Source organism: Pseudomonas sp. MBLB4123 (assembly GCF_051904775.1).
GTDB lineage: Bacteria > Pseudomonadota > Gammaproteobacteria > Pseudomonadales > Pseudomonadaceae > Aquipseudomonas > Aquipseudomonas benzenivorans_B.
On record NZ_CP196711.1, the window covers coordinates 649503 to 669538 of the forward strand.

The 20036-nt window shown below is 66.3% G+C and carries 18 protein-coding genes and 4 tRNA genes; 15 read left to right on the top strand and 7 right to left on the bottom strand.

Going from position 1 to position 20036, the window contains the following annotated elements:
• The first annotated feature begins 24 nt into the window (after nucleotides 1-24).
• Entirely contained in the window at nucleotides 25-915 is an 891-nt protein-coding gene (locus tag ACSX1C_RS03240; RefSeq protein ID WP_439888214.1) for an ATP-binding protein, read from the top strand.
• On the top strand, nucleotides 912-1394 hold the full coding sequence (locus ACSX1C_RS03245) for a GAF domain-containing protein (protein ID WP_439888215.1): 483 nt from the start codon (nucleotides 912-914) through the stop codon (nucleotides 1392-1394). The genes ACSX1C_RS03240 and ACSX1C_RS03245 overlap by 4 nt, the downstream gene beginning before the upstream one ends.
• Before the next feature lie 51 nt (nucleotides 1395-1445).
• Here ACSX1C_RS03245 and ACSX1C_RS03250 read toward each other — a convergent pair whose 3' ends face one another.
• Together ACSX1C_RS03250 and ACSX1C_RS03255 are read right to left on the bottom strand one after the other, a co-directional pair.
• Nucleotides 1446-2108: a glutathione S-transferase family protein gene (locus ACSX1C_RS03250; RefSeq protein ID WP_439888216.1), complete on the bottom strand. Its 663-nt coding sequence runs from the start codon at nucleotides 2106-2108 to the stop codon at nucleotides 1446-1448.
• 17 nt (nucleotides 2109-2125) lie between these two features.
• Nucleotides 2126-2893, bottom strand: a complete 768-nt coding sequence (locus tag ACSX1C_RS03255; protein WP_439888217.1) for a hypothetical protein — start codon at nucleotides 2891-2893, stop codon at nucleotides 2126-2128.
• Between the two features lie 222 nt (nucleotides 2894-3115).
• Here ACSX1C_RS03255 and ACSX1C_RS03260 point away from each other — a divergent pair.
• The 4 genes from ACSX1C_RS03260 to ACSX1C_RS03275 all read left to right on the top strand — a co-directional run bounded on the left by ACSX1C_RS03260 (nucleotide 3116) and on the right by ACSX1C_RS03275 (nucleotide 3516).
• Nucleotides 3116-3191 (top strand) — tRNA-Glu (locus tag ACSX1C_RS03260).
• A 13-nt stretch (nucleotides 3192-3204) separates the two neighbouring features.
• Nucleotides 3205-3280: transfer RNA gene (locus ACSX1C_RS03265), tRNA-Gly, on the top strand.
• A 71-nt stretch (nucleotides 3281-3351) separates the two neighbouring features.
• A tRNA-Glu gene (locus ACSX1C_RS03270) sits at nucleotides 3352-3427 on the top strand.
• A gap of 13 nt (nucleotides 3428-3440) precedes the next feature.
• Nucleotides 3441-3516 (top strand) — tRNA-Gly (locus ACSX1C_RS03275).
• 105 nt (nucleotides 3517-3621) lie between these two features.
• Here ACSX1C_RS03275 and ACSX1C_RS03280 read toward each other — a convergent pair.
• Together ACSX1C_RS03280 and ACSX1C_RS03285 are read right to left on the bottom strand one after the other, a co-directional pair.
• On the bottom strand, nucleotides 3622-4032 hold the full coding sequence (locus tag ACSX1C_RS03280; RefSeq protein WP_318642078.1) for a PA2817 family protein: 411 nt from the start codon (nucleotides 4030-4032) through the stop codon (nucleotides 3622-3624).
• Nucleotides 4033-4094: 62 nt separating this feature from the next.
• Complete coding sequence (locus ACSX1C_RS03285) at nucleotides 4095-6542, bottom strand: acyl-CoA dehydrogenase (protein ID WP_439888218.1); 2448 nt, start codon at nucleotides 6540-6542, stop codon at nucleotides 4095-4097.
• Nucleotides 6543-6997: 455 nt separating this feature from the next.
• On the opposite strand from ACSX1C_RS03285, the gene ACSX1C_RS03290 reads away from it, so the two are divergent.
• From ACSX1C_RS03290 to ACSX1C_RS03315, 6 genes are all read left to right on the top strand, one after another.
• Entirely contained in the window at nucleotides 6998-7930 is a 933-nt protein-coding gene (locus ACSX1C_RS03290) for an ABC transporter ATP-binding protein (RefSeq protein WP_318642076.1), read from the top strand.
• 11 nt (nucleotides 7931-7941) lie between these two features.
• On the top strand, nucleotides 7942-8721 hold the full coding sequence (locus tag ACSX1C_RS03295; protein ID WP_439889358.1) for an ABC transporter permease: 780 nt from the start codon (nucleotides 7942-7944) through the stop codon (nucleotides 8719-8721).
• Between the two features lie 72 nt (nucleotides 8722-8793).
• Entirely contained in the window at nucleotides 8794-9825 is a 1032-nt protein-coding gene (locus tag ACSX1C_RS03300) for an efflux RND transporter periplasmic adaptor subunit (protein WP_439888219.1), read from the top strand.
• Nucleotides 9822-12890, top strand: coding sequence for an efflux RND transporter permease subunit (locus ACSX1C_RS03305; RefSeq protein WP_439888220.1), 3069 nt, complete (start codon nucleotides 9822-9824; stop codon nucleotides 12888-12890). Before ACSX1C_RS03300 ends, ACSX1C_RS03305 begins: the two co-directional genes overlap by 4 nt.
• Before the next feature lie 108 nt (nucleotides 12891-12998).
• Nucleotides 12999-13760 carry an SDR family oxidoreductase gene (locus ACSX1C_RS03310; protein WP_439888221.1) on the top strand — a complete coding sequence of 254 codons (762 nt, stop codon included), beginning with the start codon at nucleotides 12999-13001 and terminating at the stop codon, nucleotides 13758-13760.
• A 155-nt stretch (nucleotides 13761-13915) separates the two neighbouring features.
• A complete protein-coding gene (locus tag ACSX1C_RS03315; RefSeq protein ID WP_439888222.1) occupies nucleotides 13916-14803 on the top strand; it encodes a bile acid:sodium symporter family protein in 888 nt (295 codons plus the stop codon).
• A gap of 56 nt (nucleotides 14804-14859) precedes the next feature.
• On the opposite strand, the gene ACSX1C_RS03320 is transcribed toward ACSX1C_RS03315, so the two are convergent.
• From ACSX1C_RS03320 to ACSX1C_RS03330, 3 genes are all read right to left on the bottom strand, one after another.
• On the bottom strand, nucleotides 14860-16053 hold the full coding sequence (locus ACSX1C_RS03320) for a benzoate/H(+) symporter BenE family transporter (RefSeq protein ID WP_439888223.1): 1194 nt from the start codon (nucleotides 16051-16053) through the stop codon (nucleotides 14860-14862).
• Nucleotides 16053-16667 carry a LysE family translocator gene (locus ACSX1C_RS03325; protein WP_439888224.1) on the bottom strand — a complete coding sequence of 205 codons (615 nt, stop codon included), beginning with the start codon at nucleotides 16665-16667 and terminating at the stop codon, nucleotides 16053-16055. Before ACSX1C_RS03325 ends, ACSX1C_RS03320 begins: the two co-directional genes overlap by 1 nt.
• A gap of 87 nt (nucleotides 16668-16754) precedes the next feature.
• Complete coding sequence (locus ACSX1C_RS03330) at nucleotides 16755-17222, bottom strand: MarR family winged helix-turn-helix transcriptional regulator (protein ID WP_439888225.1); 468 nt, start codon at nucleotides 17220-17222, stop codon at nucleotides 16755-16757.
• An 82-nt stretch (nucleotides 17223-17304) separates the two neighbouring features.
• Between ACSX1C_RS03330 and ACSX1C_RS03335 the strand changes: the two genes are divergently transcribed.
• The 3 genes from ACSX1C_RS03335 to ACSX1C_RS03345 all read left to right on the top strand — a co-directional run bounded on the left by ACSX1C_RS03335 (nucleotide 17305) and on the right by ACSX1C_RS03345 (nucleotide 19769).
• Nucleotides 17305-18471 (top strand): PLP-dependent aminotransferase family protein, encoded by a 1167-nt coding sequence (locus ACSX1C_RS03335; protein WP_439888226.1) that lies wholly within the window; start codon nucleotides 17305-17307, stop codon nucleotides 18469-18471.
• 67 nt (nucleotides 18472-18538) lie between these two features.
• Nucleotides 18539-19141: a glutathione S-transferase family protein gene (locus tag ACSX1C_RS03340; RefSeq protein ID WP_439888227.1), complete on the top strand. Its 603-nt coding sequence runs from the start codon at nucleotides 18539-18541 to the stop codon at nucleotides 19139-19141.
• Between the two features lie 283 nt (nucleotides 19142-19424).
• Entirely contained in the window at nucleotides 19425-19769 is a 345-nt protein-coding gene (locus ACSX1C_RS03345) for a hypothetical protein (RefSeq protein ID WP_439888228.1), read from the top strand.
• Nucleotides 19770-20036: the final 267 nt, after the last annotated feature.

Sequence of the window (20036 nt, forward strand, 5' to 3'; positions counted from 1 at the left end):
TTTACCCTCTACAAGGAGTGCGTCGTGGATTCCCGTTTACAGGCTTTTCTCCAGCGGGCCGAGGCCGTGCTCACCCGTATCGAGCCCTACCTTCCGGCTCAGCGCGCGGCCATCGACTGGCAGCAGAGTCTGGCCGCCCGCTGGCATCGAGAGGGCCGCGGCGGCTACCTGCAGCCGCTGCGGATCAGCCTCGACCTCAGTCTGGGCGACCTGATCGGGGTGGAGGCCCAGCGCGAGCAGTTGGCGCGCAATACCCGCCAGTTCGTCCAGGGCCTGCCGGCCAATCACGCCCTGCTCTGGGGCGCGCGGGGCACCGGCAAGTCGTCCCTGGTCCGTGCGCTGCTGGCCGAGCATGCGGCGGCCGGCCTGCGGCTGATCGAGATCGAGCGCGATCATCTGGCGGACCTGCCACGGGTGGTCGAAGAGCTGGCCAAGTTGCCGCAACGCTTCGTGCTGTTCTGCGACGACCTGTCGTTCGAGGCCGGCGAGGGCGATTACCGGGTGCTCAAGAGCGTGCTGGACGGCTCGCTGGAGCGTGCCCCGGAGAATGTGCTGCTGTACGCCACCTCGAATCGTCGCCATCTGTTGCCGGAGCAGCAGAGCGATAACGAGCACTGGCAGCGGGTCGACGGCGAGCTGCATCCGAATGAGGCGGTGGAGGACAAGATCGCCTTGTCGGACCGCTTCGGCCTGTGGCTGTCCTTCTACCCCTTCACCCAGGAGCACTTCCTGGCGGTGGTGCGCCACTGGATCGAGGTGCAGGCTGCTGAGGCCGGGCTGGAGTGGCAGTGGGGCGAAGAGCTGGAGAAGGCGGCAATCCGTTGGGCGTTGGGGCGCGGCAACCGCAATGGTCGCTGTGCCTACCAGTTCGCCAGGCACTGGGTGGGGCTCGAGCTCCTGGGGGCGCAGACATGATCGAGCTACGGGATGTCGGGGCGGGGCTCGAGGGCTACCCGCTGCTGGAGGCGCAGCTGGCGGCGCTGCTGGCCGGCGAGCGGGACTTCATCGCCAATGCCGCGCAGTTTTCCGCTTTCCTGTTCCAGGAGCTGGCCGACCTCAACTGGGCCGGCTTCTACCTGGCCCGTGGCGAGCAGTTGGTGCTGGGTCCCTTTCAGGGCAAGGTGGCCTGCGTGCGCATCCCCTTCGGCCGTGGCGTCTGCGGTGCGGCGGCGGCCAGCCGGCAAAGCCAGCGGGTGGAGGATGTGCACGCCTTCGTCGGGCACATCGCCTGCGACAGCGCTTCCGCGAGCGAGCTGGTGGTGCCGTTGCTCAAGGATGGGCGGCTGATCGGGGTGCTGGATCTGGACAGCCCGAGCCGCGGGCGTTTCGGTGTGGAGGATCAAGCGGGTATCGAGCGGCTGGTCGAGGTGTTTCTCGGGCTGACCGACTGCTGAAAGCCTGGCGCCGGCCGAGCCGCGGAGTCGGCCGGCCGGCGTCGGCGACGCTCAGGGTTTGCCTCCCATCTTGGCGAGCATCTTCTGCTCGCCGGGCAGTACCGCCTGCACCGACGGGCGCGCCTTGATGCGGGCATAGAGTCCGGCCAGGTTCGGCCAGCGCCGCGCGTCGAGCGGCTCGCCGCCATGTTCCATGTTGATCAACTGGCAGCAGAGTGCGAGGTCTGCCAGGCTCAGACGATCGCCGACGAGGAAGTCGGCGGCGCCGAGATGCTGTTCCAGATAGTCGAAATGGGGCGGCAGTTTGGTTTCCAGCGCCGTCTGCACGGCGGCCTCGTCGCAGGCTTGTCCCATGCTCGGCTTGAGCACCCGGTTACGGAATACGCCGAAAGTGCACAGCGGCGCCAGCTCGTAGTCCGCGTACTTCTCCAGCCAGCGCACCCGTGCGCGTTGCTCGGCGCCGTCGCCCAACAGGCTGACGTGCTCGGGGTGCTTGTCCTCCAGGTACTGGCAGATGACGCTGGAGTCGGCGAGGCTGAAGTCACCATCCCTGAGCGAGGGAATGCGCCCGAGCGGGTTGAGTTCGTAGTACCAGGCCGGCTGGCCGAAGGGCAGGACGATCTCCAACTGGTAGTTCAGGCCCTTCTCCTGCAGATACAGGCGAACCTTGCGTACGAAAGGCGAGAGGGGGGCGCCATATAGCGTCAGGCTCATGGTTTGTCCTTATCCGGTTAGTCGTAGATCGGCTTCTTCTTCCAGTCGTCGTCGCTTTCCAGTTCCTTCAGGCCCTCGGTCAGTTCGCTGCTGTCTTCGCTGACCGGTTGGGATGTTTGCAGAACCATGGCATTGGCGCGGGCGAGGTGCTGTTCCAGCTGCTGCAACTGGGTCTTGTAGCGGCTCGGGTCCGGTTGCTTGCGCAGGTACTGTACACCGCGCTCGAACGCCAGGCGCGCCTGGCCGGGCTGGGCCTGCTGCAGGGCCTGTTGACCGAGGTTGTTGAAGAATTCGACATGCAGTTGCGCCAGCATATGACGGACTTCGCCTAGCCAGTGCTTGCCTTCATTGGCCGTGAGGATGCCCTCTTTGGCGCAGCGAGTGACTTGGCCGTGGAGGTTTTCCAGCTGAAAACGCACGTCCTTGGCCTTGGCCTCGGTGAGAACGGGTTGAGGCGGGTTGCGTACCGCAATCGACTCGCCTTGGGCGACCAGCTGGCGCAGTTCATCGAGGCGGGTCTTGCCGGCAGCGCTCTTGTCCAGCGGCAGCAGGCGCTCGGCGAAGTGCAGTTGCAGCCGGCTGAGCAGGAGTTTGAGCTGGGGCGTCATCAACTGTCCGGGCATGGACTCCGAGAGGTCGGCGCAGCGCTTCAGGCGGTCGTTGAGGTCGGCCTTCAGGCGCGCCTTCTCCAGCTTGTTGTTCTCGACCATGTGATTGACGTAGGCGATGGCGACCAGAGCCATAATGCCGCCGACAATCAGCAAGGTAATCACCAAGGGGGACATCGCTACAACCTCTCGTACGGCGGTTTTCCGCCCGAGTGTAGTGCCTTAGCTTTGAGGCTGATAGATCTTGATCACGTTCTGCCCTGAAGTCTTTGATTTTAAAAAAAAATTATAGAGAGGTTGACGAGCTGTCCAAGGCTCCATAGAATGCGCGCCACTTCAAGCGCAATGCCGATAAGCGAGGCGCATGAAGCCGGAAAGACTATTGAAGTTCCGGGCTGCGTCCCCTTCGTCTAGTGGCCTAGGACACCGCCCTTTCACGGCGGTAACAGGGGTTCGAGTCCCCTAGGGGACGCCAATTTTGTAGTAAAGCGGGAATAGCTCAGTTGGTAGAGCACGACCTTGCCAAGGTCGGGGTCGCGAGTTCGAGTCTCGTTTCCCGCTCCAAGTTTTAAGGCAGCGCTCACGGAGCGGTGCCCAAACCGATACGCTGGCAGCGTATCGGTAAAAGGTTCCAGGTCCCCTTCGTCTAGTGGCCTAGGACACCGCCCTTTCACGGCGGTAACAGGGGTTCGAGTCCCCTAGGGGACGCCAATTTTGTAGTAAAGCGGGAATAGCTCAGTTGGTAGAGCACGACCTTGCCAAGGTCGGGGTCGCGAGTTCGAGTCTCGTTTCCCGCTCCAAATACAGGAAAACGCCGCTCATCGAGCGGCGTTTTCGTTTGCGCTATTCGAAAAGCGCGTAAAAAGCCCGCCGGCGATGCCGAGCGGGCTTTTTTGTTTGGTCGATCAGTGCTTGCTGCTCTGCGGCGGCAGGGCCAGTAGCTGCTTTTCCTGGTTCCAGTCGAAGGGCTCGTCGTTCTGCTCGGCTTCGAAGCGGCGCTCGTCGAGTCGTTGGAACAGCTCGATCTCTTCGTCCGGCATGAAGTGCAGGCAGTCGCCGCCGAAGAACCACAGCAGGTCGCGCGGCACCAGGTGGGCGATCTGCGGGTAGCGGTGGAAGATCTGGCTGATCAGGTCCTGGCCCAGGTAGAGGCTGGCTTCCGGGTCGCCCGGCAGTTCCTTGACCAGTTCATCGAAACGCTCGAGGAACAGCGCGTGGCTGTCATCGAGGATCTGTTCGGCCTCGCCCAGGGCAACCAGGATGCCGCGCAGGTGGGCGAGCAGGGCGAGATGGTGATCGAGGTAGGCGCTGGCCATGGGGTGAATCCTGTAAGTGAAACGGGCGCGGGAGTATAGAGGTCCCGGCGCCCGCTGTCCTCTCAGCGTACCTTGCCGCGGCCGAGCTTCAGCTCGTCCTGGGCGAAGTCGTCGACATCGATCACGGCCCTGTGCGCGGTCCGGGCCTGCTGCAGCAACTGGGCCTCCTCGGCGCTGAGCACGCCGGCCGCCTGAGCCGCTTCCAGCGGGTCCTGTCCCGGGGCGTCCCGCAGTTGTCCGGCCGCCAGGGCCTGTTCCAGCTTTTCCCGGGCGGCGCGGCTGCTTTCCTGCAGATCCCTGGCGCGTTGCAGGGCGGTGACCGGGTCGTCCTCGGCCTGCGGGCGATAGCAGCCGGCGAGCAGCTCTTCCAGCGCCGCATCGCCACTGTTGCGGCCGATGATCGCTGCCACCTGGGCGTCCAGTGCGTCGCTCGGGCCCTTATGGCGGCGGCCGAGGGGGAACACCAGCATGCGCAGGGCATAACCGAGCAGGCGATTGGGGAAATTGTCGAGCAGCCCTTCCAGGGCCCGTTCGGCCTGCGCCAGGCTGTCCTCCAGGGCCCAGCGCAAGAGGGCATGGGCGTGCTCCGGGCAGTCCAGGTCGTGATAGCGCTTGAGCGCCGCCGAGGCCAGGTAGAGGTGGCTGAGCACGTCGCCGAGGCGCGCGGACAGGCGCTCGCGGCGCTTCAGCTCGCCGCCCAGGAGCAACATGCTCAGGTCGGCGAGCAGGGCGAAGGCCGCGGCCAGGCGATTGAGGGCGCGGAAATACGGCTGGCTGAGGTTGTCGCCCGGCACCTGGCCGGTGCTGCCGAGGCTCAGGCTGAGGAGCAGGCTGCTGGCGGCGTTGCCGACGGCGAAGCCGATGTGCTGCAGCAGCAGCTTGTCGAATTCCTCCAGTGCCGCCTGGCTGTCATCGCGGCCGGCCAGCGCCATCTCCTTGAGCACGTAAGGATGGCAGCGGATCGCGCCCTGGCCGAAGATCATCAGGTTGCGCGAGAGGATGTTGGCGCCTTCCACCGTGATGAAGATCGGCGCGGCCTGCCAGGAGCGGGCCAGGTAATTGCTCGGCCCCATGATGATGCCCTTGCCGCCGTGGATGTCCATGGCGTGCTGGATGCATTCGCGGCCGCGCTCGGTCAGATGGTATTTGAGCACCGCGGAGAGTACCGAGGGCTTCTCGCCCAGGTCCACTGCATGGGCGGTGAGGATGCGCGCGCTGTCCATTAGCCAGGCGTTGCCGGCGATACGCGCCAGAGCCTCCTGGATGCCTTCGAAGGCCGCCAGCGGCACGCCGAACTGCTCGCGCACCTGGCTGTACTGGCCGCTGGTGAGGCTGGTGAACTTGGCCGCGCCGGTGCCCACCGCCGGCAGGGAGATGGAGCGGCCCACCGACAGGCAGTTCATCAGCATCATCCAGCCCTTGCCGAGGTACTCGGGGCCGCCGATCAGGTAGTCCAGCGGGATGAACACGTCCTTGCCGGCGTTGGGGCCGTTCATGAACGCGGCGCCGAGGGGCAGGTGGCGCCGGCCGATCTCCACCCCGGGGGTGTCGGTGGGCACCAGGGCCAGGCTGATGCCCAGGTCCTCCTCCTCGCCGAGCAGATGGTCGGGGTCGTAGGCCTTGAACGCCAGACCCAGCAGGGTGGCCACCGGGCCCAGGGTGATATAGCGCTTCTCCCAGTTCAGGCGCAGGCCGATGACCTCCTCGCCGCGCCACTGGCCCTTGCAGACGATGCCGGTGTCCGGCATGGCGCCGGCATCGGAGCCGGCCAGCGGGCCGGTCAGGGCGAAGCAGGGGATGTCCTCCCCGGATGCCAGGCGGGGCAGGTAGTGCTGGCGCTGCTCGTCGGTGCCGTAATGCAGCAGCAGCTCGGCCGGGCCCAGGGAGTTGGGCACCATCACGGTGGAGGCCAGGTCGCCGCTGCGGGTCGCCAGCTTCATCGCCACCTGGGAGTGGGCATAGGCGGAGAAGCCCTTGCCGCCGTATTCCTTGGGAATGATCAGGGCGAAGAAACCGTGCCGCTTGATGTGCTCCCAGGCCTTGGCTGGCAGGTCCAGCTGCTGGCCGATCTGCCAGTCGCTGACCAGGGCGCACAGCTCCTCGGTGGGACCGTCGATAAAGGCCTGTTCCTCCTCGCTGAGGCGCGGTCTGGGGTAGTCGAGCAGCTTGTTCCAGTTCGGCCGGCCGCTGAACAGCTCGCCATCCCACCACACGGTGCCGGCCTCGATGGCTTCCCGTTCGGTATCGGACATCGGCGGCAGGACCTTCTGGAACCAGGCGAACAGTGGTGCGCTCAGCCGCTTGCGGCGCATTTCCGGCAGCGTCAGGGGCAGCGCCACGGCGAGCCACAGCAGCCAGAACAGGGTCAGCAGCCAGCCGGGCGTGCGGCTGAAGGCCGCCATGGCCAACAGGTAGCCGGCCACGATAGCCAGGGCGGGCAGGGGGGCGGTACGACGGTGGGCCAGATAGACCACGCCGAACAGCAGGACCAGTAACCAGGCAACGAGCATGCAGAATCCTCCATGACCAGGAAAAGAGACCGATAGCACGAGCTTAGCCGGCATCGCTGCGCAAGCGCGACAAGTCTGGCGAGTCGGCGCGCACGGTCGCCCCGGGGACGTTCGCTATCACCGATAATGACCATGGCCGGGGCGGCCGAGTTCGCCGGAGGGGGGCGATTCTACTGTCGGCAGCCGCGCCGATAGGAGCTGTTGCGGCGCGGTCCAGTTTTCTCGTCGCTGATTTTCCGCTTGCGGCAACACCTATTGATCGAATCGATAGCTAACATCAGCATTCGCGTCTTTCTTATTGATTTCATGGTGGTAGGGTGCCAGGTGCGGCACTCTGTACGAGGCGTGCCTCTGGGGCGCCTGGATGACGTTTTCGCCGACTCGAAAGCGATAGTTGCAATTGCCTGCGCCAGCCTCCATCTAACCCGTTCTTCTCATTGTGTGCGTGCCCCCTCATGACTAGTGCTCTGTCCATCCGGCAGCTGACCAAGACCTACGGCAACGGCTTTCAGGCCCTGCATGGCATCGACCTGGATGTGGCCGAAGGCGACTTCTTCGCCTTGCTCGGCCCCAATGGCGCCGGCAAGTCCACCACCATCGGCATCCTCTCCACCCTGGTGAACAAGAGCGGCGGCACGGTGAGCGTGTTCGGCCACGACCTGGACAAGCAGCCCTCGGCGCTCAAGCGCTGCCTGGGCGTGGTGCCCCAGGAATTCAACTTCAACCAGTTCGAGAAGGTCTTCGACATAGTCGTCACCCAGGCGGGCTACTACGGCATTCCGGCGAAGATCGCCAAGGCGCGTGCCGAGCAGTACCTCAAGCAGCTGGGCCTGTGGGACAAGCGCAACGTGCCCTCGCGCGAGCTGTCCGGCGGCATGAAGCGCCGTCTGATGATCGCCCGCGCCCTGGTGCACCAGCCGCGCCTGTTGATCCTCGACGAACCGACCGCCGGGGTGGACATCGAGCTGCGCCGCTCGATGTGGAGCTTCCTCACCGAGCTGAACCAGCAGGGCATCACCATCATCCTCACCACTCACTACCTCGAGGAAGCCGAGCAGCTGTGCCGCAACATCGGCATCATCGACCACGGCCGCATCGTCGAGAACACCAGCATGAAGGCGCTGCTGAAGAAGCTGCACGTGGAGACCTTCCTGCTCGACCTCAAGGAGTCGCTGCTGGTGGCGCCGCAGTTGGACGGCTATCCGGCCCAGCTGCTCGACCATCACACCCTGGAGGTGCAGGTGGAGAAGACTCAGGGCATGAGCGAGCTGTTCCGCCAATTGGCCAAGCAGCACATCGAGGTGCTCAGCCTGCGCAACAAGACCAATCGCCTGGAGGAGCTGTTCGTTTCCCTGGTCGAGAAGAATCTGGCCAAGGAGGCGGTGTGAGCACGACCCATCTGAATTCCGAGCTGGCCGCCAACGGGGTGGCGCTGCGCACCATCGTCTACCGCGAGGTGCGCCGCTTCACCCGCATCTGGCCGCAGACCCTGCTGCCGCCGGCCATCACCATGGTCCTGTACTTCGTCATCTTCGGTAACCTGATCGGCTCGCGGATCGGCGAGATGGGCGGCTTCAGCTACATGGAGTACATAGTGCCGGGGCTGATCATGATGTCGGTGATCACCAACTCCTACGGCAACGTGGTCTCGAGCTTCTTCGGCAGCAAGTTCCAGCGCTCGATCGAGGAGCTGATGGTGTCGCCGGTGTCGCCGCATACCATCCTCGTCGGCTTCGTCATCGGCGGCGTGCTGCGTGGCCTGGCGGTAGGGCTGATCGTGACCCTGCTGTCGCTGTTCTTCACCCAGCTGCAGGTGCACCACATCGGGGTGACGGTACTGGTGGTGCTGATGACCGCCACCATCTTCTCCCTCGGCGGCTTCGTCAACGCGGTGTTCGCCCGCAATTTCGACGACATCTCGATCATCCCGACCTTCGTGCTGACGCCCCTGACCTACCTGGGCGGGGTGTTCTATTCGATCGCCCTGTTGCCGCCGTTCTGGCAGGCGGTGTCGCTGGCCAATCCCATCCTGCACATGGTCAACGCCTTCCGCTACGGCATCCTCGGCGTCTCCGACATCCGCATCGGCGTGGCCATCGGCTTCATGGTGCTGGCCACCGCGCTGCTGTACTTCGTCTGCCTGCGCCTGCTGATCGGCGGCCGGGGCATGCGCCAGTAACGGCCGCCGTTTACGACCCAGCGTAAGGCGGCAGGGGGCTAGACTTAGCACGTCAGCCCCGAGGGAGCCGCCATGCCGGCCCGTACCTGTCGTTTCCTTGTCGCCATCGTCCTGTCGCTGGCCGCCGCCGTCGCCTCGGCGGAGAACGGCCAGGGCCCCCTGGTCGAGGTGGTGCGGCCCGAGCGCGGCCTGGTGCGCGACGAGCTGATCACCTTCGGCTCCCTGCGCTCCGCCGAGTCGGTGATGATCCGCCCGGAGATCGATGGGCGCCTGGCCCGCCTGCATTTTCGCGAGGGCCAGGCCGTCAGCAGCGGCGACCTGCTGGTCAGCCTGGACGACGCCATCGCCCGCGCCGAGCAGGCCCTGGCGCAGGCCAACCTGGACCTGGCGGCAAGCAACTTTCGCCGCAGCCAGCTGCTGTTCCAGCGCGGCGCCAGCAATGCCCAGGCGCTGGACGAGGCCCGCGCCGAACTCCAGGCCCGCCGCGCCAGCCTGGCCCTGGCCCGGGCCCGCCTGGACAAGACGCAGATTCGCGCCCCCTACGACGGCCTGCTCGGCCTGCGCCAGGTCAGCCCCGGCGACTACCTCGAGGCGGGTCAGGACATCGTCAACCTGGAGGTGCTCGACCCGCTCAGGCTGGACTTTCGCGTGCCGCAGAAGGCGGTGGGCCAGGTTCGCCCGGGCCAGGTCGTGGAGATCCGCCTGGATGCCTTCGCCGATGAGGTGTTCCGCGGCCGGATCAGTGCCATCAACCCGCAGCTGGACGTGGCCGGACGCAGCCAGGCGATTCGCGCCCAGCTGGGCAACCCCGGGCTGCGCCTCAAGCCGGGGCAGTTCGTGCGGGTCACGGTGATTCTCGCCGAGCGCCCGCAGGCGCTGCTGATTCCCGAGGAGGCGGTGATGCCCCTGGGCGAGCGGCTGCTGGTCAACCTGGTGGTGGACGGCAAGGTCGAGCAGCGCGAGATCCGCCTCGGCCGCCGCCTGGGCGGGCGCGCCGAGGTGCGCGAGGGGTTGAGTGGCGATGAGACGCTGATCAGCGCCGGCTGGCACAAGGTCCGCCCGGGCATGGCGGTGCGTACCCGGCCGTCGGGAGCGGGGGCATGATCCTCGCGGATGTCTGCATCCGCCGCCCGGTGTTCGCCAGTGTGCTGTCCCTGGTGCTGGTGCTTCTCGGCCTGATGGCCTACCAGCGCCTGACGGTGCGCGAGTACCCGAACATCGACGTACCCATCGTCACCGTCAGCGTCGGCTATCCGGGGGCCAGCCCGGAGATCATGGAGTCCCAGGTGGCCCAGCCGATCGAGGATGTGCTGTCGGGCATCGAGGGGCTGGACTTCGTCAGCTCCATCAGCCGCACGGAAAGCACGCAGATCACCGCGCAGTTTCGCCTGGGCAGCGATGCCGACGAGGCGGCCAACAACGTGCGCGACCGCCTCGGCCGGGTGCGCGGCCTGCTGCCGGACGAGATCGACGAACCGCTGGTGCAGAAGGTCGAGGCCGACGCCCAGCCGGTGATGTTCCTGGCCTTCTACAGCGAGCGCCACTCGGCGATGGCCATCACCGACCTGCTCGAGCGCCTGGTCAAGGATCGCCTGCAGGTCATCCCCGGGGTGGCCGAGGTGCAGATCCGCGGCGCGCGCAGCCCGGCCATGCGCATCTGGCTCGACCCGGAGCGCCTGGCCGCCCACGGCCTGACGGTGCAGGACGTGGAGGAGGCCCTGCGCCGGCAGAACGTGGAGATCCCGGCCGGGCGCATCGAGTCGGTGGAGCGCGAGTTCAACCTGCTGTCGGAGACCGACCTGCGTACGGCCGAGGAGTTCGAGCGGCTGATCCTCGACGATTCCCAGGGTTACCTGCTGCGCTTGGCCGACGTCGGCCGCGCCGAGATCGGCCCGGCCAGCGAGCGCAGCCTGGTGCGCTTCAACGGCCAGCAGGCGGTGGTAATCGGCATGGTCAAGCAGGCCACCGCCAACCCCCTGGACATCTCCGACGGGGTCGAGGCGGCCCTGCCGGACGTGCGCGCGCTGCTCCCCGAGGGCATGCAGATGGCGGTGGCCCACGACAGCTCGCTGTTCGTCCGCGAGTCGATCGACAACGTCTACACCACCATCTGGGAGGCGGTGGCGCTGGTCATCCTGATCATCTTCCTGTTCCTCCGCTCGCTGCGCGCCACCCTGATCCCCCTGGTGACCATCCCGGTGTCGCTGATCGGCGCCTTCGCCTTGATGGCCGTGCTGGGCTTCTCCCTCAATACCCTGACCCTGCTGGCCATGGTCCTGGCCATCGGCCTGGTGGTGGACGACGCCATCGTCATGCTGGAGAACATCCACCGCCACCTGGAGGGCGGTCTGGCGCCGCTGCAGGCGGCGCTGGCCGGCAGTCGCGAGATCGCCTTCGCGGTCATCGCCATGACCCTGACCCTGGCCGCGGTCTATGCCCCCATAGGTTTCATGCCCGGCACCACCGGCAAGCTGTTCACCGAGTTCGCCTGGACCCTGGCCGGCGCGGTGCTGGTGTCCGGCTTCGTCGCCCTGACCCTGTCGCCGATGATGTGCGCCAAGCTGCTCAGGCCCCATGGGGCCGCTGAGCGCCATGGCCGCGCCTACCGTCTGATCGAAAACTTCCTGCACGGCCTGACGGAGCGCTACCAGGCGCTGCTGGCCGGGGCGCTGGACCGCTGGTGGCTGATCCTGGCGCTGCTGGCGGCGCTGCTGCTGGCCTGCGCCTGGCTGTTCGCCGGGCTCAAGGCGGAGCTGGCGCCCACCGAGGACACCGGCACCCTCATCGGCGTGTACAGCGCCCCGGACGGCGCCACCCTCGACTACACCAGCCGTTACGCCCGACAGATCGAGGCGGTCTACGCCAGCATTGCCGAGACCAACCGCTACGTGGTGATCACCGGCTTCCCCACCGTGACCCAGGGCATCTCCTTCATGAAGCTGGAAGACTGGGACGAGCGCCAGCGCAGCCAGTTCGAGATCCGTCTGGAGCTGCTGCCCAGGCTGCTGGACATCCCCGGCATCCGCGCCTTTCCGGTCAACCGTCCGCCGCTGGGGCAGAGCGTGCGCAGCCAGCCGGTCAACCTGGTGGTGCGCTCGCCTCTGGCGTACGCCGAGCTGGAGCGCTATGTCGAGGCGCTGCTGGTGCGCCTGGACGATTACCCGGGGCTGGAGAGCCTGGACAGCGACCTCAAGCTCAACACGCCGCAGCTCAAGGTCACCGTCAACCGCGAACAGGCGGTGGCGGTAGGCAGCGATGTGGCGACCATCGGCCGCAGCCTGGAGAGCCTGTTCGGCAGCCGCCAGGTGACCCGCTTCAAGCGCCTCGGCGAGCAGTACGAGGTGCTGGTGCAGCTGGCCGATGTCGACCGCAGCGATCCCGCCGACCTCGACCGCGTCTACGTGCGTGGCCACGAGGGCGCCATGGTGCAGCTGTCCAACCTGATCGAGGTGCGCGAGAGCGTGGCACCGCGCGAGCTCAACCACTTCAACCAGCTGCGCGCGGTCACTCTCAGCGCCAACGTCGGTGCCGGCCATACCCTCGGCGAGGCCCTCGATCACCTGGAGCGCGAGGCCCGCGCGCTCTTCCCCGAGGGCACCCTGTTCGACTACGCCGGCACCTCGCGGGAGTTCAAGGAGTCCAGCGCCGGCATCGCGCTGACCTTCGTCCTGGCCCTGGCCTTCATCTACCTGGTGCTGGCCGCGCAATTCGAGAGCTTCATCGACCCGCTGATCATCCTGTTCAGCGTGCCGTTGTCGATGGCCGGCGCCTTGCTGGCCCTGTGGCTGTTCGGCGGCACCCTGAATATCTACTCCCAGGTCGGCCTGGTGACCCTGATCGGCCTGATCACCAAGCACGGCATCCTCATCGTCGAGTTCGCCAACCAGCTGTTGCGCCGTGGCCTGGCGCTGCGCGAGGCGGTGTTGCAGGCCGCGGCGCAGCGCCTGCGGCCGATCCTGATGACCACCGGGGCCATGGTTCTGGGCTCGCTGCCCCTGGCCCTGGCCAGCGGCGCCGGCGCCGAGAGCCGCCAGCAGATCGGCCTGGTGATAGTCGGCGGCCTGCTGGTCGGCACCTTCTTCACCCTGCTGGTGATTCCCACCCTGTATTGGCTGTTGCGCCGCTGGCGGCCGCTGTCGGTCACCGGGACGGAGCCGGCCGAGGCGTAATCCATGGCCTGGATAAGCGGGCAACCGCTGTCCTGATAGTGCTGCCACGGCGCCCGACTCTCTGACTAGACTCAGGCCCTGACTTTCAGCCCTTGCGAGGACACACAGATGAGCTTGAGTTTTTCCGGTCGGGTGGCCCTGGTCACCGGCGCCGCCGCGGGTATCGGTCGTGCCACCGCCCTGGCCTTCGCCAGCGAGGGCCTCAGGGTGGTGGTTTCCGACGTCGACGTGGCAGGCGGCGAGGCTACCGTCGAGCTGATCCGCGCGGGGGGCGGTGAGGCGATCTTCGTGGGGTGCGACGTGACCCGCGACGCCGAGGTGCAGGGGCTGATGGCGGCCACTCTGGCCGCCTACGGGCGCCTGGACTACTGCTTCAACAACGCCGGCATCGAGATCGAGAAGGGCAGGTTGGCCGAGGGCAGCGAGGCCGAGTTCGACGCCATCATGGGGGTCAACGTCAAGGGCGTGTGGCTGTGCATGAAGCATCAGATTCCGCTGCTGCTGGCCCAGGGCGGTGGCGCCATCGTCAATACCGCCTCGGTCGCCGGTCTCGGCGCGGCGCCGAAGATGAGCATCTACGCTGCCTCCAAGCACGCGGTGATCGGCCTGACCAAGTCGGCGGCCATCGAGTATGCGAAGAAGAAAGTCCGGGTCAACGCGGTGTGTCCGGCGGTGATCGACACCGACATGTTCCGCCGCGCCTACAAGGCCGACCCGAAGAAGGGCGAGTTCGCCGCCGCCATGCACCCGGTCGGGCGCATCGGCACCGTCGAGGAAATCGCCACGGCGGTGCTCTACCTGTGCAGCGATGGCGCGGCCTTCACCACCGGCCATGCCCTGGCGGTGGATGGCGGCGCCACGGCGATCTGACCCGGTTTGCCGGGCGCGGCATGGCTGCCCGCGCTGGCGGCTTTTTCTCGGCGCGGTAGCGGGGCGCCTGTTTGGCCGATAAAGTCACTGCGCAACATGGCGCTGTCTGGCCAGAATCGCCCCCATCGTATTCTCCACTCCAGGGAAGAGTAACCATGACTGCTGATCCTCTACTGACGCTATTTTTGCCCGTGGCCCTGGGCATCATCATGCTGGGCCTGGGCCTGTCGCTCGGCATCGCGGACTTCGCCCGGGTGGTGAAGTTTCCCAGGCCGGTGCTGATCGGCCTGGGCTGCCAGTTGCTGTTGCTGCCGCTGCTGTGTTTCGGCCTGACCAAGGTCTTCGGCCTGGCCCCGGCCCTGGCGGTGGGCCTGATGCTGCTGGCCGCCTCGCCGGGCGGCACCACGGCCAACCTCTACAGCCACCTGGCCCATGGCGACGTGGCGCTGAACATCACCCTGACCGCGGTCAACTCGGTGATCGCCATCCTCACCATGCCGCTGATCGTCAACCTCGCGCTGATGCACTTCATGACCGGCGATCAGGCCATTCCGCTGCAGTTCGGCAAGGTGCTGCAGGTATTCGTCATCGTCCTCGGTCCGGTGGCCGTCGGCATGTGGCTGCGCAGCCGCTTCCCCGGCTTCGCCGAGCGCATGCAGAAGCCGGTGAAGCTGGTCTCGGCCCTGTTCCTGCTGCTGATCATCGTCCTGGCGGTGGTCAAGGACTGGCAGACCTTCGTCGACTATGCCCCGCTGGTCGGCGGTGCCGCGCTGACCTTCAACCTGCTTAGCCTGGCGGTGGGCTACTACGTGCCGCGCCTGCTCAAGCTGAGCTTGCGCCAGGCCATCGCCATCGGCATGGAGATCGGCATCCACAACGGCACCCTGGCCATCGCCCTGGCCCTGAGCCCGGTGCTGCTGAACAACTCGACCATGGCCATTCCGGCTGCGATCTACAGCATCATCATGTTCTTCACCGCGGCGCTGTTCGGCTGGTGGGTCAATCGCGCCCATGGCCGGCAGCTGGCGGCCGAGGCCGCCTGAACGGCGGGCGGAAAAAAGGCGCCGGAAGGCGCCTTTTTCATGCCGGGCGTCGCCGCTCAGGCCTTGCGCCAGTTGAGGATGAACAGGGTGAGCAGGCCGGCGACCAGGCCCCAGAAGGCCGAGCCGACCGACAGCAGGGTCATGCCCGAGGCGGTGACCAGGAAGGTGATCAGCGCCGCCTCGCGTTCCTTGGGCTCGCCCATGGCCTGGGTCAGGCCGCCGATGATCGAGGCGAACAGCGCCAGGGCGGCGACCGACAGGATCAGCGCCTTGGGCAGGGCGGCGAACAGCGCGGCGAGGGTGGCGCCGAAGATCCCGGCGATGCCGTAGAACACCCCGCACCAGACCGCGGCGGTGTAGCGTTTGCTCGGGTCCTCGTGGGCCTCGGGGCCGGCGCAGATCGCCGCGCTGATGGCCGCCATGTGGATGCCATGGGAGCCGAAGGGCGCCAGCAGGATCGAGATCAGGCCGGTGCTGGTGAGCAGCCGGGAGGCCGGCACCTGGTGGTAGCCGTTGGCGCGTAGCACGGCGATGCCTGGCAGGTTCTGCGAGGCCATGGCGACGATGAACAGGGGGATGCCGATACTGATGGCCGCCGCCCAGGAGAAGGCCGGGGTGGTCCATACGGGCGTGGCCAGTTGCAACTCGAATTCGCTGAAATCCAGCAGGCCGAACACGCCGGCCAGCCCGCAGCCGACCAGCAGCGCGGCGAGCACCGCGTAGCGCGGCCACAGGCGCTTGCCCAGCAGGTAGGCGAGCAGCATGGCCACCACCAGCAGCGGTTGCTGTTCGGCGGCGCCGCAGATCTCCAGGCCGATCTTGAACAGCACCCCGGCCAGCAGGGCGGCGGCGATGGAGCCGGGAATCCGCTGCATGAGGCGCTCGAAGCTGCCGGTCAGGCCGATCAGTACGATCAGCGCCGAGGCGAGGATATAGGCGCCGATCGCCTCGCCATAAGGCACCCCCGGCAGGCTGCTGATCAGCAACGCCGCGCCCGGCGTCGACCAGGCGATCATCACCGGCGCCCGGTAGCGCAGCGACAGGGCGATACTGCCGATGGCCATGCCGATAGACAGCGCCCAGATCCACGAGGAAATCTGCCCGCTGGACAGTCCGGCGGCCTGGCCGGCCTGGAACATCAGCACCAGCGAGCTGGTGTAGCCGGTGAGCATGCCGATGAAGCCGGCGACCACCGCCGAGGTCGAGCTGTCGCTCAGCGGGCGTAGCTGGGCCTGGGTCGCTTCGCTCATTACAGGGTTCCTTTGGTGTCGGTGAGAATCGGATACAGCGAGGCCACCAGCAGCAGGGCCATGCCGAGATTGAAGCGGCGCAGCAGGCGCGGGCTGCTCAGCCACCTGCGCAGCAGGCTGCCGGCCACGGTCCAGACGCTCATGGTTGGGCAGTTGACCAGGGCGAACAGGGCCGCGATGCACAGCACGTTGACCACGAAGTCGTCCTGAGGGGTATAGGTGGTAATGGCGCCTATGGCCATGATCCAGGCCTTGGGATTGACCCACTGGAAGGCGGCCGCCTGGAGGAAGCTGAAGGGTTTGCCGCGCTCGCCGGCCTGGCCGTCGGGGGCGCCGGCCCGGGCGATCTTCCAGGCCAGGTACAGCAGGTAGGCGGCGCCGACGTAACGCAGGATGCCGTAGAGCGCGGGCACCTGCTCGAACAGCTGGCCCAGGCCCAGGCCGACCGCCAGCACCAGCAGCATCAGGCCCAGGCTGATGCCGAGCATGTGCGGCAGGGTGCGGCGCAGGCCGAAGTTGGCCCCGGAGGCGAGCAGCATGGTGTTGTTAGGCCCCGGCGTCACCGAGGTGACAAAGGCGAAGAGAACGAAGGCGAGCAGCAGTTCGGCGGTCATGGCGGACACTCGTGGGCAATGACTGCAAGCCTATGCCTCGACTCCCCGGGCGTCGCGGTACAGCAAGCGGTGCGTTGACCGATACAGTTACGGGCTTTCTCGTTCCTGGTCGGAACTGACCTGGCGCTTGCCGCTCAGGGCCAGATTGACCTCCAACCAGCCCCTGACCGCCTCTTCGCCGGCCTCGGCGAAGGCCCGCTGCAGCAGCTTGGCCTGCTCGCGGCGCAGGGCCTGTTCCAGCTTGGCGCCCTCGGCGGTGATGCCGAGCAGGCGCTTGCGCTTGTCCTCCGCGGCGGCGGCGCTGCTGACCAGGTGCATCTCCTGCAGCTGGCGCAGCGGCGTGCTCAGGGCCTGCTTGCTCACACCCAGGTAGCCGAGCAGCTGCTTGACGCTCAGGCCCGGGTACTTGGCGATGAAGAACAGGATGCGTTGGTGCACCCGCGACAGGCCGCGGCGCGCCAGCATCTCGTCGGCCTTGGCGGTGAATGCCTGGTAGCCGAAGAAGAAGGCTTCCATGGCGGCCTGCTGAGTGGTCGGGCTTTTAAGGTCAAGCATATTGACGTATCTGTCCGGGGCGTCGTAGTTTCGGTCAAGCAGTTTGACCCAATATTCTCGACTTAGCACCCCGGTGACTCCCATGGCCTTCTCCGAACGCGTTGCCCGCCTGAAAAGCTCCCTGATCCGTGAAATCCTCGCCGCGGCGCAGCGTCCGGAAGTCATGTCGTTTGCCGGTGGCCTGCCTGCCGAGCCCATGCTGCCCAGGGTCGAGTGGCGCGAGATGCCGGCCAGCATGGGTCAGTACGGCATGAGCGAGGGCGAGCCGGCCCTGCGCGAGATCATCGCCGCCGAGGCCCGCGCCCTGGGCGTGCCCTGCGAGGCCAGCCAGGTGCTGATCGTCAGCGGCTCGCAGCAGACCCTGGACCTGGCCAGCAAGCTGTTTATCGACCCGGGTACGGAAGTTCTTGTGGAGGCGCCCACCTACCTGGCGGCCCTGCAGGCCTTCCAGCTGTTCGGCGCCCATTGTATCGCTGTGCCCCAGGAGGCCGACGGCCCCGAGTTGGAAGCCTTGCGCCAGCGTCTGGAGCGGCACAAGCCGGCCTTCGCCTACCTGATCCCGACCTTCCAGAATCCGTCCGGAACCCGCTACAGCGAGGCCAAGCGCGATGCCGTGGCGGCGCTGCTGGACGAGTTCGGCGTGACCCTGATCGAGGACGAGCCCTATCGCGAACTGGTGTTCGACGAGGCGCTGGCCACCCCCATCGTCAGCCGCCTGCGCAAGGCCAGCTGGATCTATACCGGCACCGTATCCAAGACGCTGCTGCCCGGCCTGCGCGTCGGCTACCTGATCGCCACGCCCGACCTGTTCCCCTACCTGCTGCGCCTGAAGCAGTCGGCGGACCTGCACACCAACCGCATCGGCCAGTGGCAGGCCTTGCAATGGTTGGGCAGCGAGCAGTATCGCGGCCATCTGGTCGAGCTGCGCGACTTCTACCGGCTGCGCCGCGATGCCATGCAGGCGGCGCTGCTGGAGCATTTCGCCGATCTGGCCGAGTGGCAGATTCCCCAGGGCGGGCTGTTCTTCTGGCTGACCCTCAAGCAGCCGCTGGATACCCGGACCCTGCTGACGCCGGCGCTGGAGCAGAACGTCGCATTCATGCCGGGCGAGCCGTTCTTTATCGAGCCGGACCGCCATCCGGGGCACCTGCGCCTGAACTTCAGCCATGTGGCGCCGGAGCGCCTGGGCGAGGGGCTCAAACGCCTGGCCGAGGTGATCCGTCAGGCGCAGTCCGGCCTTTCCGCCTGAGCAACCCGGGTCATGGCGGTGCAACGCAGATAGCAGATAAGAGACCACAGGAAGGGAGGAGAGGAGAATGCTCAAGGTTTACGGCGACGCCCGCTCGGGCAATTGTTACAAGGTCAAGCTGATGCTGCACCTGCTGGAGCAGCCCTACGAGTGGGTGGCGATGGACATCCTCAAGGGCGAGACCCAGAGCGAGACCTTCCTGGCGAAGAACCCCAACGGCAAGATCCCGGTGCTGGAACTGGACGACGGCAGTTGCCTGTGGGAGTCCAATGCCATCCTGCATTTCCTCGCCGAGGGCAGCGAATTCCTGCCGAGCGAACCGCGCCTGCACACCCAGGTGTTGCAGTGGCAGTTCTTCGAGCAGTACAGCCACGAACCCTATGTCGCGGTGGCCCGTTTCATCCAGCTGTACCAGGGGCTGCCCGAGGCGCGGCGCGAGGAATACCTGGCCTGCCACGGGCGCGGCTACAAGGCCCTCAGGGTGATGGAGCAGCAACTGCAGCGCACGCCCTATCTGGTCGGCGAACAGTACTCGATCGCCGATATCGCCCTGTATGCCTATACCCACGTCGCCGACCAGGGCGGCTTCGATCTCGCCGACTATCCGGCGATCAGGGCCTGGCTGGCGCGGGTGGCCAGCCATCCGCGGCATGTGGGCATGCTCGACTGATAGGGTCCGTCGAGTACTCGGCGTGGACGAGGTCGGCTGGTGTTCCGCTGTCCTCGTCGGAGAGATCGGCGATGTCCTCCGAAGGTATGCGCCTGGTCGCGTTCAATCGCGCATAAAGGGCGCGCGTTACTGGCTCCTGGCTACCGAGAAAGCCAGGTAACACGCGGCTTTGTGGCCTTCTGCCATGTACACGGCCGCCCGTCCGGATACGCAAAAGCCGCGTAACAAAACCCGAGGGCGCTCATCCAATTCATGGGGATCGGGGAAAGAAGAGGATGGCACCATGAAACCGACAATCAGTACCCTCGCAGTCGGCGGTACGATGTTCGTACTCGCAGCCGCCATATCCGGGCAAGCAGTGAGCGCGCCCATACCACAGGTCGAAACAGAGTCGGCTCTGTTGCTGGCCGAGGGTGGTAGCGGTCGTCTGCTGCAATACCACAGCCAACGACTCGATGGCTTGCAAGGCATGGACGACGAAAGCGAGCGCTTCGTGCAGATGCTCGAACGTAAGCCGACCGCCGCAGGCCCTGAGTTCGAACGGGAAGACAGTCAGCCGATTCAGAAGCCTGAAAAGCAGTATCTGTCCCCGATACATCGGGAACGAGCTGAGCACGGCTGGCATTGAGTGGAGAAGTGTGCCGTTCCGGGCACTCAGGGCCTGTCCCGGGTACCCGGAAGTCGGCGCAGGGGTTGGGTTCATGTGAGCCAGGAACCCGACCAAGCATCCTTGCTTGAAACTCTCTGAAAACGTTAGTCTGGACGAACGAGTGCTTAGCCTCGTTCGCGATGAAGGGTGCCTGGAGGCACCAGGCGATCGGCGGGAGAGTGGTACGTCTGAACACCACCTGCTCCAGAAAACCGCTGATTGGCTGCGGATACTGAACGCTTCATC